This is a genomic window from Roseateles sp. DAIF2, from assembly GCF_015624425.1.
Lineage (GTDB): Bacteria > Pseudomonadota > Gammaproteobacteria > Burkholderiales > Burkholderiaceae_C > Kinneretia.
The window spans coordinates 3,713,565-3,729,268 of record NZ_CP049919.1 but is presented as its reverse complement, the minus strand read 5'-3'; the positions used below and the strand labels follow the sequence as shown (position 1 = coordinate 3,729,268).

Genomic DNA, 15,704 nt, shown 5'->3' with positions numbered 1-15,704 from the left:
AGCAACCGCCGTGGGGCCCGCGCCTCGGGGGCGTAGGGCCTGCGCCTAGCTGCCGACGCCGGCCAGGAAGAGCTTGATCACGCCCTTGGCCGCGAAGCCGACCAGGCCGAAGCCCAGGCCCAGCAGCAGGATGAAGGTACCGAAGCGGCCGGCCTTGGACTCGCGCGCCAGCTGCAGGATGATGAACACCATGTACAGCATGAAGGCGCCAACACCGAAGCTGAGGCCGAAGGCGGCGATCTGTTCCTCGCTGTAGCCGAACATCAGAGTGAGCGCACCATGTCGCGGTAGGCATGCCAGCTGGCATGACCCAGCAGCGGCAGGATCACGACCAGGCCCAGCATCGCGGTGGCCATGCCGATCAGGGTCAGGCTCAGCAGCAGCAGGGCCCACAGGGCCACCGGCGCCGGATGCTCGAGCACCACGCGCCAGCTGGTGTAGACCGCGCCCAGCACCGAGATCTCGCGGTCCAGCAGCAGCGGGATCGCGACCACGCTGGAGGCGAACACCGGCGCGGCCAGCAGCGCGCCCAGGCCCAGCCAGGCCTCGAACAGCAGCAGCCCGCTCTCGTCCAGCACGATGTGCTGCAAAAAGTCCTGCGGGCTGCGGATCGGCAGCGGCGCCAGCGTGGTGATCAGCGCGGCCGAGGTCAGCACCCAGCCACTGCCGGCCAGGGCCAGCAGCAGGCCGAAGCGCACCAGCCGGCCGCGGGGCCGCCAGGCCTGCCGCACGGTGGTCCAGCCGGGATGGGGCTCGCCGCGCTCCAGTGCGCGGCTCAGCGCATAGAAGCCGGTGGCCAGCACCGGCGCTACCAGCAGGAAGGCGCTGAAGGCGCCGGCCAGCAGCCAGAAGCGCTGATGCACCAGCGCGATGAGGGCCGCGCCGGCCAGCGCCAGCAGCAGGCCCTGGGTCAGCGAGGGGCCGGGGCAGGCCGCCAGGTCACGCGCGCCGCGCGCCAGCCAGCCCAGCGGGCGCAGCAGTGGCAGCGGCCGCACGCCGAAGGTGCGGGATTCCTGCAGGGCTTGATCGGTGCGGCGCATCGTGCCCGCGATGCTGCCGGCGCGCCGCGCGCCAAGAGTTGATGTGGATCAAGCGGGCTGCAGCAGCTCGCGCGCCAGGGTGCGCAGCGCGGTCTCGTCCGGGCCGCTCAGCGCCAGGCGGCGCGCCTGGGCCAGGCGGCGGTAATGGCCCTGCAGCGAGCGCTCGTAGCCGGGGTCGTAATGCTCGCGCATCAGCGCGCCGAACACCTCGGCCCAGGCGCCGGCGCGCGCCTGTGCCTGCCAGCGCTTGACGGTCTCGCGGCCGCGCAGTTCCACCAGCCCGTCCAGCAGGGTGCAGAAGGCCTCGGGCTCGGCGCGGAAATGGCCGTAGTCCTCCAGCAGCAGCTCGATGCGGCCGGCCTCGGGCATCTCGACCCAGAGGCAGTCACCGGCCTCGCGCATCTGCCGGTGCAACGCCTCGGGCACGCGCAGCTGGCCGATCTTGCGGCTCTCGCTCTCGACATAGACCGGCTGCGCCGGGTCGAGTGCGCGCAGCCGGGTCCAGAGCTGGGAGTCGAAATGCTTCTGGCTGGGCTGCGGCCGGCCGGGCAGGGCGCCCAGCACCGAGCCGCGATGGCGCGCGCAGCCCTCCAGGTCCAGCACCTGGGCACCCTCGGCGGCCAGGGCCTGCAGCAGCCGGGTCTTGCCGCTGCCGGTGCGGCCGCACAGCACCTGCAGGCTTGTCAGCGCCTGCGGCAGCCGCTCCAGGTCCTCGCGCACGCGGGCGCGGTAGGCCTTGTAGCCGCCCTGCAGCTGGCGCGAGCGAAAGCCGATCTGACCCAGGAACCAGTTCATCGCGCCGCTGCGCTGGCCGCCGCGCCAGCAGTAGACCAGCGGCCGCCAATGCTTGGGCAGGGCCTGGGCCTGCTCTTCCAGATGGCGCGCGATATTGCGCGCGACCAGCGCGGCGCCGAGCTTGCGCGCCTCGAAGGGCGATTCCTTGTAGAGCGTGCCGACGATGCGGCGCTCCTCGTTGTCCAGCACCGGCCAGTTGAGGGCGCCCGGCAGGTGGTCCTCCTCGAACTCGGCCGGCGAGCGCACATCGATGATGCCGTCGAACTGCGCCAGGTCGGCCAGCGCCTCCTCGGCCTTGATGAGGTAACCCAGGCTCATGCGGGAAGGGACACCGCGTCCAGCAGCTCGCTCTCGATCTGCAGCTGCGCCTTGTTCTGCTGCAGCGCCGGGCCGTCGACCAGGAAGGTGTCCTCGACCCGCTCGCCCAGGGTCGAGATCTTGGCCAGCTGCAGATTGATGCCGTGACGCGCCAGCACGCGAGCGATCGCGTAGAGCAGGCCGGCGCGGTCGCTGGTGCTGATCGACAGCAGCCAGCGCTGCGCGCGCTCGTCCGGGCGCAGGGCGATGCGCGGCGTGAAGGGGAAGCTCTTGACCCGGCGCGACAGGCGGCCGCGGCGCGGCTCGGGCAGCGGGCCCTCGCTGGCCAGGGCCTGGGTCAGCTTGGACTCGACCAGGGACACCAGATCGCGGTGGTTCAGGTCCTGGTCCGGGCTGATCACCTGGAAGGTGTCGAGCGCATAGCCGCTACGCGTCGTGTGTACCTTGGCGTCGAGGATGTTGAAGCCGGCGCCATCGAAATAGCCGCAGATGCGCGCGAACAGATCCTGGCGATCGGGCGCGTAGACCAGCACCTGCAGGCCCTCGCCGACCGGTGAGGGCCGCGCGCGCACGATCGGCGCGGTACTCTGCACATGGCGCCACAGCGAGCGGGCATGCCAGGCCAGGTCGCCCGCCTCGTGGCGCGCGAAATAGCTGAGCTCCAGGGTGGCCCACAGCGGCGTCTCGGTGTCGGGCAGCATCGCGTGCAGGGCCAGGATCTGGCGCGCCTCCTGCTTGCGCGCCTCGATGTCGGCGTCCAGGTTCGGCTTGGCGCCGCCCAGGGCGCGCAGCGCGAGGCGGTACAGGTCCTCCAGCAGCTTGCCCTTCCAGGCGTTCCAGACCTTGGGGCTGGTGCCGCGGATGTCGGCCACCGTCAGCAGATAGAGCGCGGTGAGGCGGCGCGCGTCGCCCATCTTCTTGGCGAAGGCGGCGATCACCTCGGGGTCCGACAGGTCCTCCTTCTGGGCCACGCGCGACAGGGTCAGGTGTTGCTCGACTAGGAACACGACCAGGTCGGCCTCGGGCCGCGTCAGGCCATGCTCGCGGCTAAAGCGCCGCGCCTCGGTGGCGCCGAGCTCGGAATGGTCGCCGCCGCGGCCCTTGGCCACGTCGTGGAACAGCGCGGCGATGTAGAGCAGGTGCGGCTTGTCGAACTGCGCGGCCAGCTGCGAGCAGAACGGGTACTCGTGCGCATGCTCGGGGATGAAGAAGCGCCGCACATTGCGCAGCACCATCAGGATGTGCTGGTCCACCGTGTAGACGTGGAACAGGTCATGCTGCATCTGGCCGACGATGCGGCGGAACACCCACAGGTAGCGCCCCAGCACCGAGGTCTGGTTCATCAGCCGGAAGGCATGGGTCTGGCCCTCGGGCTGCTGCAGGATCTGCATGAACATCGCGCGGTTCGCCGGGTCGCGGCGGAAGGCGCCGTTCATCAGCTCGCGGGCGTTGTAGAGCGCGCGCAGGGTGCGCGCCGACAGGCCCTTGATGCCGGGCGTCTGCTGGTAGACCAGGAAGGTCTCGAGGATGGCGTGCGGCTCGCGTTCGTAGAGGTCGTCGCTGGCGACCTCCAGCATGCCGGCGCGGTCCAGGAAGCGCTCGTTGATGACGCGCATCGGCGCGTTCTGCGAGCCCTGGATCTGCTCCTCCAGGTTCAGCATCAGGATCTGGTTGAGCTGGCTGACCGCCTTGGCGGCCCAGTAGTAGCGCCGCATCAGCAGCTCGGAGGCGCGCTGGCCGGCGGTCGAGGCATAGCCGAAGCTCTGCGCCACCGCGGTCTGCAGGTCGAACACCAGGCGGTCCTCGCGGCGCCCGGCCACCGCATGCAGGCGGCAGCGGATCAGGGCCAGCAATCCCTCGTTGCGCTGCAGCTGGCGACTCTCGAAAGGGGTGATCAGGCCGCGCTGGGCCAGTGCGCGCCAGGTCTTGCCCAGGTTTGCTGCGCGCGCGATCCAGATCAGCACCTGCAGGTCGCGCAGGCCGCCGGGGCTTTCCTTGCAGTTCGGCTCCAGCGCATAGGGCGTGTCGTCGTACTTCACATGGCGCTGCTGCGCCTCCAGGCGCTTGGCGCGCAGGAAGGCGCGGGCGTCCATCGCGCCCATCAGGCGCTGCTCGAAGCGCTTGAACAGCGGCTTCGCGCCGGTCAGCAGCCGCGCCTCCAGCATCGAAGTCTGCACCGTGACGTCGCCGGCCGCTTCGGTCACGCATTCCTCCAGGGTGCGCACCGAGGAGCCGATCTCCAGGCCGACATCCCAGCAGGCGGTGATGAAGGCCTCGATCGCGCTCTTCAGCGGGCCGGGGCAATGCGCCTCCAGGCCGTCGGGCAGCAGCAGCAGCACATCGACATCGGAGTAGGGGAACAGCTCGCCGCGGCCGAAGCCGCCGACCGCCAGCAGGCTGGCCTCGGCCGGCAGCCCGGCCTGGGCCCACAGCGCCAGCAGGGTCTGGTCGACCTGGCGCGCCAGCGCGCGCATCAGGCGCTGGGCCGCGGTGACGGTGGCGCGCTGCGCCAGGAAGCCGGCGATCAGCGCCTGCTTGTCCTGCTTGAAGCGACGCCGCAGCTCGGCGAGGTCCGCGCCCTGCTGGTCTTGCATCGGGGAGCGCCGCTCAGGCCTGGGTGATGAAGTCCGGCGGCGGCGGGCTGCCGGCGGAGAGCGTCATGATCTCGTAGCCGGTCTCGGTGACCAGGATGGTGTGCTCCCACTGGGCGGAGAGCGAGCGGTCCTTGGTGACGATGGTCCAGCCGTCGCCCATCTCGCGGATCTCGCGTCGGCCGGCGTTGATCATCGGCTCGATCGTGAACATCATGCCGGGCACCAGCTCCTCCAGGGTGCCGGGGCGGCCGTAATGCAGCACCTGCGGTTCCTCGTGGAACTTCTGGCCGATGCCATGGCCGCAGAATTCACGCACGACCGAGAAGCCGGCGTTCTCCGCGAAGGTCTGGATCGCATGGCCGATGTCGCCCAGTCGCGCGCCCGGTTTGACCTTCTGGATGCCCTTCCACATCGCGTCGTAGGTGAAGGCGCACAGGCGCTTGGCCGCGATCGAGCCCTCGCCGGCGATGTACATGCGGCTGTTGTCGCCATGCCAGCCGTCCTTGATGACGGTGACGTCGATGTTGACGATGTCGCCGTTCTTCAGCGGGCGGTCGTTCGGGATGCCGTGGCAGACCTGGTGGTTGATCGAGGTGCAGATCGACTTGGGGTAGGGCGTGTAGCCCGGCGGCTGGTAGTTCAGCGGCGCGGGAATCGCCTTCTGCACATTGACGATGTAGTCATGGGCCAGCTTGTCCAGCTGCTCGGTGGTGACCCCGGGTTTCACATGCGGGGTCAGCATGTCCAGCACTTCGGAGGCCAGGCGCCCGGCGATGCGCATGCCGTCGATGTCGGCGCCGGTCTTGATGGTGATCGTCATGCAGCAATTTTAAGGCCTTGCGGCCGGGCTTGCCCGACCGCGGCCCGGGCTCATTCCGCCCAGGTGACCAGACCGCTCCAGGCGGTGAGCAGCACCACGATGCCGAAGGCGATGCGGTACCAGGCAAAGGGCACGAAGCTGTGGCTGGAGATGTAGCGCAGCAGCCAGCGCACGCAGATCCAGGCGCTGATGAAGGAGAACAGCAGGCCGGTGGCGAACAGCGGGATGTCGGCCACCGAGAGCAGATGCCGCTCCTTGATCAGGCTGTAGGCGCCGGCGCCGATCAGGGTCGGGATCGCCAGGAAGAAGCTGAAGTCGGTCGCGGCCTTGCGCGACAGGCCCAAGAGCATGCCGCCGATGATGGTGGCGCCGGAGCGGCTGGTGCCGGGGATCATCGCCAGGCATTGCACCAGGCCCACCTGCAGGGCCTGCAGCGGGCTCAGGTCGTCGACGCTCTGCACCTTGACCGTGGTGGCGGGACGCTTCTCGGCCCACAGGATCACGAAGCCGCCCAGGATGAAGGTGGTGGCGACGACGGTGGGCGTGAACAGATGGGCCTTGATCAGCTTGCCGAACAGCAGGGCCAGGATCACGGCCGGCAGGAAACCGATCACGACATTGAGCACAAAGCGGCGCGAACGCGGCTCGCTGAACACGCCGGTGGCGGCCTCGGAGAGGCGCTGCCAGTAGACCAGGATCACCGCGAAGATCGCGCCGGTCTGGATCGCGATGTCGAATACCTTGCTTTTCTCGTCATGGAAACCGAGCAGGGCGCCGGTCAGGATCAGGTGGCCGGTGGAGGAAATCGGCAAAAACTCGGTCAGGCCTTCCACCACACCCATGATGGCGGCCTTGATCAACAGCAGGGGGTCCAACGCGTGCGCTCCCGGAGAACTAATGGTGATGTGGGCCGGCGATGATAACGACCCCGCGTGACTTGACCCCGAGGGACGGGCTGCATACATTACTGACCAGTCAGTCAGTACATTGTCATGCCGAACGCCGCCGTACCCGCCAGCTCTGCCGCCGCGCCCGCGCCACGCCAGCGCCGCAAGGAGGCGCGGCCGCAGGAACTGCTGGCCGCCGCGCTGGCGCTGTTCGTCGAGAAGGGCTTCGCCGCCACCCGCTCCGAGGAGGTGGCCGCCCGCGCCGGCGTCTCCAAGGGCACGCTCTACCTCTACTACCCCAGCAAGGAAGAGCTGTTCAAGGCGGTGGTGCGCGAGAACCTGGCCATCCATATCGCCGAGGGCCTGCAGATCGCGGCCCAGCATGAGGGCAGCATGGCGGATCTGCTGCGCTTCGTGATGTGCGAATGGTGGAAGCGCGTCGGGCCCGGCCCCGCCGGCGGCATCTGCAAGATCATGATTGCCGAGTCGCGCAACTTCCCCGAGCTGGCGCAGTTCTATGTCGACGAGGTGATCGCGCCGACGCACCGCCTGATCGGCGGCCTGCTGGAGCGCGGCATGGCCAGCGGCGAGTTCCGCCGCCTGCCGGTGGCCGAGACGGTGCAGGTGCTGATCGGGCCGATGCTGCAGATGACGCTGTTCCGCCAGGCCTTCGGCGCCTGCCAGATGGATCCGCCGTCGCCGCAGCCCGAGTCGGTGCTGGAGGTGCAGATGGAGCTGCTGCTGCTGGGGCTGCTGAATCGCGAACGCTGACCGACCCAGCCCATAGAATCCGCGCTGCAAGAAATTGAAGGATTGCCTCACCATGAACCTCGAACAAGCCCGCTTCAACATGATCGAACAGCAGATCCGTCCCTGGGACGTGCTGGATCAGGGCGTGCTGTCCCTGCTGGCCCTGGTCAAGCGTGAGGACTTCGTGCCCGCCGCCCACAAGAGCCTGGCCTTCATGGACACCGAAATCCCGCTGGGCCATGGCCAGAGCATGCTGGCGCCGCGCGTCGAGGCGCGCCTGCTGCAGGAGCTGAAGGTGGCCCGCCACGAGAAGGTGCTGGAGATTGGCACCGGCGCCGGCTATATGGCCGCGCTGCTGGGCCACAAGGCCCAGAGCGTGATCAGCCTGGAGACCCAGCCCGAGCTGGCCAAGCAGGCGGCTGAGAACCTGAAGCGCGCCGGCGTGCTGAACGCCAAGGTGCTGAACCAGGACGGCGCGCAGGGCCTGGCGTCCGAAGCCCCGTTCGACGTGATCCTGCTGTCGGGCTCGGTCTGTGCGGTGCCGCGCGCACTGCTGGACCAGCTCAAGCCGGGCGGCCGCCTGGCGGCCATCGTCGGCGAGCAGCCGGTGATGCGCGCGACCCTGTTCACCCGCGTCGGCAACGATTTCCCCTCGGTGGAGCTGTTCGACACCGTGGCGCCGCGCCTGGCCGGCTTCGGCGAGCCCTCCAGCTTCTCCTTCTGAGCCGGCGCCGCCGATGCCGCGCCAGCTTGCCGTCGCCGAGGTCTTGGCCCTACTGAGCGAGGCCCGGCCGCCGCTGCTGCTGGACGTGCGCGAGCCCTGGGAGGCCCAGACCGCCAGCATCCGCACGGCGGGCGAGCAGCGCCTGATCCCGATGGGCCAGATCCCGGCCCGCGCCGGCGAGCTGGATCCGGCGCAGCCCATCGTGGTTTATTGCCATCACGGCATGCGAAGTCTGCAGGTCGTCGCATTTCTGGAGCGTCAGGGCTTCGAGTCGGTCTATAACCTCGCCGGCGGCATCGACGCCTGGTCCCTGGAGGTCGACCCCTCGGTGCCCCGCTACTGATAAACCGTCCAAGAAACCGCTCAAGCAAGGAAGACTCATGCCCGCTGATCACAAGAAGACGACGACCCGGAACCCCGCCCGTGCGCGCCTCGGCCGTCGTCTTCCCCTGGCCCTCGGGCTGCTGCTGGCCGGTCTGGCCGGCGGCGCGCAGGCGCAAAGCCTGGCGGAGCTCTACGACGCCGCCCGCGCCTATGACGCCACCTACCTGGCGGCGCGCGCGCTGGCCGAGTCGGCGCAGTACAAGGCCGAGCAGGCCAATGCGTTGGCGCGGCCGACCCTGGGCCTGGGCGTGAGCGGCACGCATCAGCAGTCCGACCCGCCGACCAGCCACGCCACGGCCCCGAACGGCCAGCGCGTGCAGGTCACCGGTGACCGCGTCGGCACCACCACCTGGCAAAGCGGGCTGAACGCCAAGTACGCGCTCTACAACCGTGCCAACTCCTTGACGATCGAGCAGGCGCAGCGCTCCTTGAGCGTGGCCCAGGCCGATCTGGAGACGGCCGAGCAGGACCTGATCGTGCGTGTCTCGCAGGCCTATTTCGACGTGCTGGCCGCGGGCGATGTGCTGACCACTGCCAAGGCCAACAAGGCCGCGATCTCGGAACAGCTGGCCTCGGCCAAGCGCAATTTCGAGGTTGGCACCACGACCATCACCGATGCGCGCGAGGCGCAGGCCCGCTTCGATCTGGCCGGCGCGCAGGAGCTGGCCGCCGAGAACGATCTGCGCGTCAAGCGCGTGACCCTGGATCAGATCGTCGGCCGACTCGGCGTCGAGCCGCGGCCGCTGGCGGTGCCGGTGGCGCTGCCGGCGATTGCGCCGCTGAATGTCGAGCCCTGGGTGACCCAGGCCGATGAGCTGCACCCGGCGGTGCGCAAGGCGCGCCTGGGCCTGGAAGTGGCCCAGCTGGAAACCGGCAAGGCGCGCGCCGCCAACGGCGTGACCGTGGACCTGACCGGCACCCTGGGCGTCAACAATGTGCGCGGCTCCGGCGCCCAGCTGCCCGGCACCACGACGGCCGGCACGGTGGGCGTGCAGATGAACCTGCCGCTCTACACCGGTGGCTACAACCAGAACCGCATCAAGGAAACCCTGGTGCTGGAAGAGAAGTCGCGCAACGACCTCGAGTTTGCGCGCCGCAGCGTGGCCGAGAACACCCGCCGGGCCTTCCTCGGCGTGCAGTCGCTGCAGGCCCAGGTGAAGGCCTACGAGGCCGCGGAGACCTCCAGCAAGCTGGCGCTGGAAGCGACCCAGCTGGGCTACAAGGTCGGCGTGCGCGTCAACCTGGACGTGCTGAATGCCCAGACCCAGCTCTACACCACCCAGCGCGACCTGGCCAAGGCCCGCTACGACACGGTGCTGACCGGCCTGCGCCTGCGCCAGGCCTCCGGCCAGCTGAAGCCCGAGGATGTGGCGGCGGTGAACCAGCTGCTGGCTAAGTAGGCGCAGTACCGTCCTCGACCGCAAACCCGCCGCTCCGGCGGGTTTTTTCCTTCTGGGGGATCAGCGACCGAACAGCCGGCCGCGCGCGGCTTCGGTGATCGCGGCGACGCCGGGATGCGTGATGCGGCGTTCCACCGAGATCGCGTAGAACTCCTCGACCAGCTCCTCGCTGCGGCCCAGCGCCTCGACGCCGTACTGCGCGCAGGTCTCCTCCTCCAGCACCGAGGGCGCGGTGAAGACGCCGCGGCCCTGGCGGCCGAAGGCGTTCATCAACGCGCCGTCGTCGAACTCGGCCAGCACCTGCGGATGCAGGCCATGGCGGGTCAGCCAGGCCTCCAGCTGCGGCCGGATCGCCGCGGCCGCGCCCTGGATCAGCAGCGGCGCATCGTTCAGGCAATCGGGGAAGCGGCCCTTGAGCTTCTTGCGCAGCGCCGGCGCGGCGAAGAAGCTCAGGGTGCTGGAACCCAGCGCATGGTTGAAGGCCTTGACGCTGACCTTGCGCGGCAGCGGCTCGTCGGCCAGCACCAAATCCAGCCGGTGCACCGCCAGCTGGCCCAGCAGATCCTGGAACTTGCCCTCGTGGCAGGACAGGTGCAGATCCTCCTCGACGTCGAGCGCCGGCTCCAGCAGCCGGTAGGCCACCTGCTTGGAGACCGAATCGGCCACGCCGACGCGCAGCTCGACCTGGCGCTTGCCGGCGCGGGCCTGGCGCAGCTGGCTTTCCAGGTCCTGGCCGAGCGCGAAGATCTGGTCGGCGAAGCTCAGCGCCAGGCGGCCCTCGTCGGTCAGCTCCAGGCGCCGGCCGGCCTTGCGGAACAGCTTGCGGCCGAGCCGCTCCTCCAGCAGCTTGATCTGGCTGGACAGGGTCTGCGGTGTGGTGTTGAGCTGCTCGCCGGCGCGCACGATGCCGCCGGCCTTGGCCGTGACCCAGAAGTAATGCAGGTGCTTGAAGTTCATCGCGGGATCTCCTGATTCGATTTTATCGAAACGATGAGACTGAAAAATCGAATTTACGCGAAGTATCGGTCTGCCTAAATTACAGGCCTGTACTTCCTACCAAAGGATTTCCCTGATGAATTCCCCGCGTGATCCTTCCAATGTCAGCGTGGCCGTCCTGCCGCAGCAGGGCATGGGTCGCCGCGACACCAGCCTGCTTGCCACGCACCGCGTGCTGCGCAATACCTATGCGCTGCTGGGCATGACCCTGCTGTGGGCCGCCGTCGTCGCCGGCGGCAGCGCGGCGCTGGGTCTGCCGCGTCCGGGCATCCTGCTGACCCTGGGCGGCTATTTCGGCCTGCTGTTCCTGACCCACAAGCTGGCCAACAGCGGCTGGGGTCTGCTGTCGGTGTTCGGCCTGACCGGTTTCATGGGCTACACGATGGGCCCGCTGATCAGCCATTACCTGGCGATGAGCGGCGGCGTGCAGGTCGTGACCCTGGCGCTGGGCACGACGGCCGCGACCTTCTTCGCGCTGTCGGCCTGGGTGCTGACCAGCAAGCGTGATTTCAGCTTCATGGGCGGCTTCCTGTTTGCCGGCATGGTGATCGCGCTGCTGATGGGCCTGGCCGCGATGTTCTTCCAGCTGCCCGCGCTGTCGCTGGCCGTCTCGGGTCTGGTGGTGCTGCTGTCCAGCGGCCTGATCCTGATGGAGACCAGCCGCATCGTGCACGGCGGCGAGACCAACTACATCCTGGCCACCGTGGGCCTGTTCGTGTCGATCTTCAACCTGTTCTCCGCGCTGTTGAGCCTGTTCGGTTTCGGCAGCAGCAACGAGTAAGCAGGACTACCAGTTATGTGAGGACTCCCTGAGTCTTGGGCTGACGGCCTGAAGCGATTCAAGTCAATGAGCCACGCCGGCGCCGCTTAACCGCGGTGGCCGGCGTTTTTTCTTGGGGCGCCGCCATCGGCTCTGTTGCCAGCGCGGCGGCCGGGCGCAGCGGCGCATGCTGGCGCAGCACCTTCAGCACGATGGCGGTGGAGGTCTGGGCCAGCGCGCAGAAGCGCTGCAGCACCAGTTCCAGGTGCGCGACGTCGCGCACCGCGATCTCGAACAGCCAGCTGTCCTCGCCGGTGATGTTGTAGGCGTTCAGCACCTCCGGGCTGGCCTCCAGCGCGCGCAGCATGCGCGGCTCGTCGGCGCGGCCGACGCGGACCACTGCGCGGATCGCATAGCCCAGCGGCGCGCAGTCGACGATCGCGCGGTAGCCGCGGATCACGCCCGATTCCTCCAGCTTGCGCACCCGCTCGGTGACGGCCGGCTGGCTCAGGTGCACCCGCCGGCCCAGCTCGGCCATCGAGAGCCGGGCGTCCGCCTGCAGCTCGGCCAGGATGCGGTGGTCATGGAGGTCCAGCTCGGTATTGCTCATGACTTTGCAGGCGATGTGGCGAAATCTCCTGCAAGTTTAAGGTGGGTCAAGCATTTAATCTTGAAATGCATATTCAAGCCGGCGGCCTCCCTGCCTAGCATTGACGGCCATGAGCGGCACCACCATCACTCCCACCCAGACCGGGTTGAGCCCGCGCGTGATCGCCTGCCTGGCCGCCACCTGGCTGGTCTGGGGCAGCACCTACCTGGCGATCAAGTACGCGCTGCTGAGCTTCCCGCCCTTTTTCCAGATGGGTACGCGCTTCCTGGCGGCCGGCCTGCTGCTGGCGGCCTGGATGCGCTGGGTCAAGGGCACGCCCTGGCCGGCCGCGCGGCAATGGGTCAACGCGCTGGTGGTCGGCGCGCTGATGCTGGGCGGCGGCATGGGCGGCACCGCGACCGCCGAGCAGACCGTGGGGTCGGGTCTTGTCGTTGCCTTCATCGCGGTGATGCCGCTGATGATCGCGGCGCTGAACCTGATCTGGAAGGTGATCCCGAGCCGGCTCGAGCTGCTGGGCATCGCGCTGGGTCTGGCCGGCGTGCTGATGCTGACCCAGGGGCAGGGCTTCGGCGCCTCGCCGACCGGCCTGGTGGCGATCACCACCGCCTGTGCCTGCTGGGCGCTGGGCAGCGTGCTGTCGCAGCGCTACTTCCAGCTGGCGCCGGGCCCGATGGGCTTCGCCAGCGAGATGCTGGCCGGTGGCGTGGTGCTGATGGGCCTGAGCCTCATGAGCGGCGAGTCGGTGCAGACCCCGCTGCGCAGCGAGGCCGTGCTGGCCTGGGTCTATCTGGTGGTGTTCGGTTCGCTGATCGCCTTCAATGCCTATATGGTGCTGCTGGCGGAGGCCTCGGCCGGGCTCGCCTCCAGCTACAGCTTCGTGAACCCCGTGATCGCGATGCTGCTGGGCGTGGTGATCGCTGGCGAGCACATCAGCGGCTATGAATGGCTGGCGGCTCTGGTTGTCTTGGGCGGCGTGGTCCTGCTGCTGCTCGGCCGCAGCAAGACCTGACCCCGCGCGAGGGCAGGGCGAGCACGGGCACAATTCCGCCCCATGCTCTATCTGTTGTCGCCCGCCAAGTCCCTCGACTATGAAACCCCCGTGCCGGCCGCCGTCGCCGGGATGGCCACCGAGCCGCAGTTCCTGCCGCGTTCGGCCGAGCTGATCAAGGTGCTGAAGACCAAGAGCCCGGCGGCGATCGCCGAGCTGATGGACCTCTCGGAAGCGCTGTCCACCTTGAATGTCGAGCGCTACCGCGCCTGGCAGCCACAGTCCACCGAGGCCAACAGCCGCCCGGCGGTGCTGGCCTTCAACGGCGATGTCTACGAGGGCCTGCAGGCGGCGAGCCTGGACCTGGAACAGCTGCAATGGGCGCAGCAGCATCTGGCGATCCTGTCGGGTCTGTACGGCGTGCTGCGCCCGCTGGACCGGCTGCAGCCCTACCGGCTGGAGATGGGCACGCGGCTGGCCACCAAGCGCGGCAAGAGCCTGTACGAGTTCTGGGGCGACGAGCTGGCCGAGCATTTGAACCGCCGCATCGCCGAGCAGCGCGTGCCGGTGATCGTCAACCTGGCCTCGCAGGAATATTTCCGCGCGGCCGATCGCAAGGCGCTGCAGCCGCGCGTGCTGGAATGCCAGTTCGAGGATTGGAAGAACGGCCAGTACAAGATCATCAGCTTCTTCGCCAAGCGCGCGCGAGGCCTGATGGCACGCTACTGCATCGAGCACAAGGTGGACCGGCCCGAGGGCCTGCTGGACTTCAAGGTCGACGGCTATGCCTACGAGCCGGCGCTGTCGACGCCGGAGCGGCTGTTGTTCCGGCGCCGCCTGGCCTAGTTGGGGTAGAGGGCAAAATCGCGCCTCATGAGTGCCACCCAGACCATCACCCCCGAACTGCGGCAGTGGATCCTCGAGCAGGCCCGCGCCGGCGTTGCGCCGGAGCAGGTGCTGCAGGCGATGCGCGGCAGCGGCTGGGACGAGGCCATCGCGGTGCAGGCACTGGAGCAGACCCTGCAGGGCTATCTGCACGAGCATGCCGCGGCCGAGGGCCTGCCGGCGCCGGTGCGTGTGCCGCAGCCGGACCTGGCTGGCGCGCCCTCGGTGCTGACGGTCGACGGGCATCGGGTCCAGGTCTTGCTGACACTGAAGAGCCCGCAGCTGGTGGTGTTCGGCAATCTGCTGTCGGAGGCCGAATGCGATGCGCTGCGCGCCGCCGCGGCGAGCCGGCTGGCGCGCTCGGAGACGGTGGCGGCGGCCAACGATGGCAGCGAGGTCAATGCCGCGCGCACCAGCGAGGGCATGTTCTTCGAACGCGGCGAGAACGAGATCTGCGCCCGCATCGAGGCGCGCATCGGCGCGCTGCTGGGCTGGCCGGTGGACCATGGCGAGGGCCTGCAGATCCTGCGCTACCGGCCCGGCGCCGAGTACCTGCCGCATTACGACTATTTCGATACCCGCCACGCCAGCACGCCGGCGATCCTGAAGCGCGGCGGCCAGCGCGTCGCGACCCTGGTGATGTACCTCAACACGCCCGATGGCGGCGGCGGCACGATCTTCCCGGACGTGGGCCTGGAGGTGGGGCCGATCAAGGGCAATGCGGTGTACTTCGCCTATGAGCGCCCGCATCCGGTGACGCGCAGCCTGCATGGCGGTTCGCCGGTGCTGGCCGGCGAGAAATGGGTGGCGACCAAATGGCTGCGCGAAGGCCGCTTTGAATAGGGCCGCGGCCTAGAATCCGCAGCCACCATCGCCCGCATAGAACGGGCGGCATAAGGAAGAAAGAAAACTCACATGATCATCAAGAAGAACCTGCTGACGATCCTGGCCCTGTCGGGCCTGCTGTCCCTGGGCCTGGCCGACACGGCCGCCGCGCAGCAGCCGGCGGCGCCGCAGAGCTGGACCGAGACCGCCGATGGCCAGGTGCTCAAGCAGCAGCCCAAGGCCGTGGCGACCAAGAAGAAGGCCGCCGCCAAGAAGGCCAAGAAGGCCGGTGCCAAGAAGACCGCCGCCAGCGGCAAGAAGTCGGGCAAGAAGGGCGCCCTGGCCGCCAAGAAGGGCGGCAAGATCAAGGCCAAGAAGGCCTCCCGCCCGGCGCTGCACTGAGCCGCGGCTCAAGGCCGATCACGCCGCTCAGCGCCGCAGCGGCAGCTGGCTCTGCTTGAGCTGGCGCAGCACGAAGCTGCTCTTGCTGTGGCGGATGCCGGGGATCTTGTAGAGCCGCTCGCGCAGCAGTCGCTCGTAGTCGCGCGTGTCGGCCACCGCGATGCGCACGTAGTAGTCGTAGTCGCCCGACACCAGGAAGGCCTCCAGCACCTCGGGGATCTGCTCCAGCGCACGGCCGAACTCGAACAGGGCCTGGTCCGAATGGTCGTTCAGCGTGACCTGCACGATCACCGTGTCGGCCAGGCCGATCTTGGCGGCGTTGACGCGCACCGAGTAGCCCTCGATCACCCCCGCTTCCTCCATGCGCTTGATGCGGGTCCAGCAGGGCGAACTGGTCAGGCCCACCTGCTCGCTGAGCGCCTGCAGGCTGATGCGCGCGTCCTGCTGCAGCGCCTCCAGGATCGCGAGATCGAATTTGTCGAGCTTCATGCGGCGATATTCTAGATTTGCAGAAGAATTTTCCGGG

Annotated in this window: 18 protein-coding genes; 9 read left to right on the top strand and 9 right to left on the bottom strand. The window is 68.7% G+C overall.

Going from position 1 to position 15,704, the window contains the following annotated elements; genetic code table 11:
* Positions 1–45: 45 nt before the first annotated feature.
* Genes G8A07_RS17295 through G8A07_RS17270 form a run of 6 tightly spaced genes read right to left on the bottom strand, consistent with a single transcriptional unit; the run spans position 46 to position 6,442 of the window.
* Entirely contained in the window at positions 46–264 is a 219-nt protein-coding gene (locus tag G8A07_RS17295; protein ID WP_195793257.1) for a DUF2788 domain-containing protein, read from the bottom strand.
* Positions 264–1,040 carry a DUF2189 domain-containing protein gene (locus G8A07_RS17290; RefSeq protein WP_195793256.1) on the bottom strand — a complete coding sequence of 259 codons (777 nt, stop codon included), beginning with the start codon at positions 1,038–1,040 and terminating at the stop codon, positions 264–266. The genes G8A07_RS17295 and G8A07_RS17290 overlap by 1 nt, the downstream gene beginning before the upstream one ends.
* A 48-nt stretch (positions 1,041–1,088) precedes the next feature.
* Positions 1,089–2,153 (bottom strand): tRNA 2-selenouridine(34) synthase MnmH, encoded by a 1,065-nt coding sequence (mnmH, locus tag G8A07_RS17285; protein ID WP_195793255.1) that lies wholly within the window; start codon positions 2,151–2,153, stop codon positions 1,089–1,091.
* Positions 2,150–4,747, bottom strand: coding sequence for a [protein-PII] uridylyltransferase (locus G8A07_RS17280; RefSeq protein WP_195793254.1), 2,598 nt, complete (start codon positions 4,745–4,747; stop codon positions 2,150–2,152). The genes mnmH and G8A07_RS17280 overlap by 4 nt, the downstream gene beginning before the upstream one ends.
* A gap of 13 nt (positions 4,748–4,760) precedes the next feature.
* Positions 4,761–5,567, bottom strand: a complete 807-nt coding sequence (gene map / locus G8A07_RS17275) for a type I methionyl aminopeptidase (protein ID WP_195793253.1) — start codon at positions 5,565–5,567, stop codon at positions 4,761–4,763.
* 50 nt (positions 5,568–5,617) lie between these two features.
* A complete protein-coding gene (locus G8A07_RS17270; RefSeq protein ID WP_195793252.1) occupies positions 5,618–6,442 on the bottom strand; it encodes an undecaprenyl-diphosphate phosphatase in 825 nt (274 codons plus the stop codon).
* A 117-nt stretch (positions 6,443–6,559) separates the two neighbouring features.
* On the opposite strand from G8A07_RS17270, the gene G8A07_RS17265 reads away from it, so the two are divergent.
* The 4 genes from G8A07_RS17265 to G8A07_RS17250 are packed head-to-tail and all read left to right on the top strand — an operon-like array spanning position 6,560 to position 9,712.
* Positions 6,560–7,225, top strand: coding sequence for a TetR/AcrR family transcriptional regulator (locus G8A07_RS17265; protein WP_195793251.1), 666 nt, complete (start codon positions 6,560–6,562; stop codon positions 7,223–7,225).
* A gap of 52 nt (positions 7,226–7,277) precedes the next feature.
* Positions 7,278–7,928 carry a protein-L-isoaspartate O-methyltransferase gene (locus tag G8A07_RS17260; protein ID WP_195793250.1) on the top strand — a complete coding sequence of 217 codons (651 nt, stop codon included), beginning with the start codon at positions 7,278–7,280 and terminating at the stop codon, positions 7,926–7,928.
* A gap of 13 nt (positions 7,929–7,941) precedes the next feature.
* Positions 7,942–8,271 carry a rhodanese-like domain-containing protein gene (locus tag G8A07_RS17255; RefSeq protein WP_195793249.1) on the top strand — a complete coding sequence of 110 codons (330 nt, stop codon included), beginning with the start codon at positions 7,942–7,944 and terminating at the stop codon, positions 8,269–8,271.
* A 37-nt stretch (positions 8,272–8,308) separates the two neighbouring features.
* The gene (locus G8A07_RS17250; RefSeq protein ID WP_195793248.1) at positions 8,309–9,712 is read left to right on the top strand and encodes a TolC family outer membrane protein; all 1,404 of its coding nucleotides are present in this window, start codon (positions 8,309–8,311) and stop codon (positions 9,710–9,712) included.
* A gap of 60 nt (positions 9,713–9,772) precedes the next feature.
* Here G8A07_RS17250 and nhaR read toward each other — a convergent pair whose 3' ends face one another.
* The gene (nhaR, locus tag G8A07_RS17245; protein ID WP_195793247.1) at positions 9,773–10,669 is read right to left on the bottom strand and encodes a transcriptional activator NhaR; all 897 of its coding nucleotides are present in this window, start codon (positions 10,667–10,669) and stop codon (positions 9,773–9,775) included.
* 115 nt (positions 10,670–10,784) lie between these two features.
* Here nhaR and G8A07_RS17240 point away from each other — a divergent pair, with 115 nt between their 5' ends.
* Positions 10,785–11,489: a Bax inhibitor-1/YccA family protein gene (locus tag G8A07_RS17240; protein ID WP_195793246.1), complete on the top strand. Its 705-nt coding sequence runs from the start codon at positions 10,785–10,787 to the stop codon at positions 11,487–11,489.
* 58 nt (positions 11,490–11,547) lie between these two features.
* Here the strand turns inward: G8A07_RS17240 and G8A07_RS17235 are convergent, their stop codons facing one another.
* Positions 11,548–12,078, bottom strand: coding sequence for an Lrp/AsnC family transcriptional regulator (locus tag G8A07_RS17235; RefSeq protein ID WP_195793245.1), 531 nt, complete (start codon positions 12,076–12,078; stop codon positions 11,548–11,550).
* Between the two features lie 109 nt (positions 12,079–12,187).
* Between G8A07_RS17235 and G8A07_RS17230 the strand changes: the two genes are divergently transcribed.
* The 4 genes from G8A07_RS17230 to G8A07_RS17215 all read left to right on the top strand — a co-directional run bounded on the left by G8A07_RS17230 (position 12,188) and on the right by G8A07_RS17215 (position 15,178).
* The gene (locus G8A07_RS17230; protein ID WP_195793244.1) at positions 12,188–13,087 is read left to right on the top strand and encodes an EamA family transporter; all 900 of its coding nucleotides are present in this window, start codon (positions 12,188–12,190) and stop codon (positions 13,085–13,087) included.
* A 42-nt stretch (positions 13,088–13,129) separates the two neighbouring features.
* Positions 13,130–13,912: a peroxide stress protein YaaA gene (yaaA, locus tag G8A07_RS17225; protein WP_195793243.1), complete on the top strand. Its 783-nt coding sequence runs from the start codon at positions 13,130–13,132 to the stop codon at positions 13,910–13,912.
* Between the two features lie 27 nt (positions 13,913–13,939).
* Positions 13,940–14,794 (top strand): 2OG-Fe(II) oxygenase, encoded by an 855-nt coding sequence (locus G8A07_RS17220; RefSeq protein ID WP_195793242.1) that lies wholly within the window; start codon positions 13,940–13,942, stop codon positions 14,792–14,794.
* Positions 14,795–14,866: 72 nt separating this feature from the next.
* Positions 14,867–15,178 carry a hypothetical protein gene (locus G8A07_RS17215; RefSeq protein ID WP_195793241.1) on the top strand — a complete coding sequence of 104 codons (312 nt, stop codon included), beginning with the start codon at positions 14,867–14,869 and terminating at the stop codon, positions 15,176–15,178.
* A 27-nt stretch (positions 15,179–15,205) separates the two neighbouring features.
* Here G8A07_RS17215 and G8A07_RS17210 read toward each other — a convergent pair whose 3' ends face one another.
* A complete protein-coding gene (locus tag G8A07_RS17210; protein ID WP_195793240.1) occupies positions 15,206–15,667 on the bottom strand; it encodes an Lrp/AsnC family transcriptional regulator in 462 nt (153 codons plus the stop codon).
* Positions 15,668–15,704 lie beyond the last annotated feature (37 nt).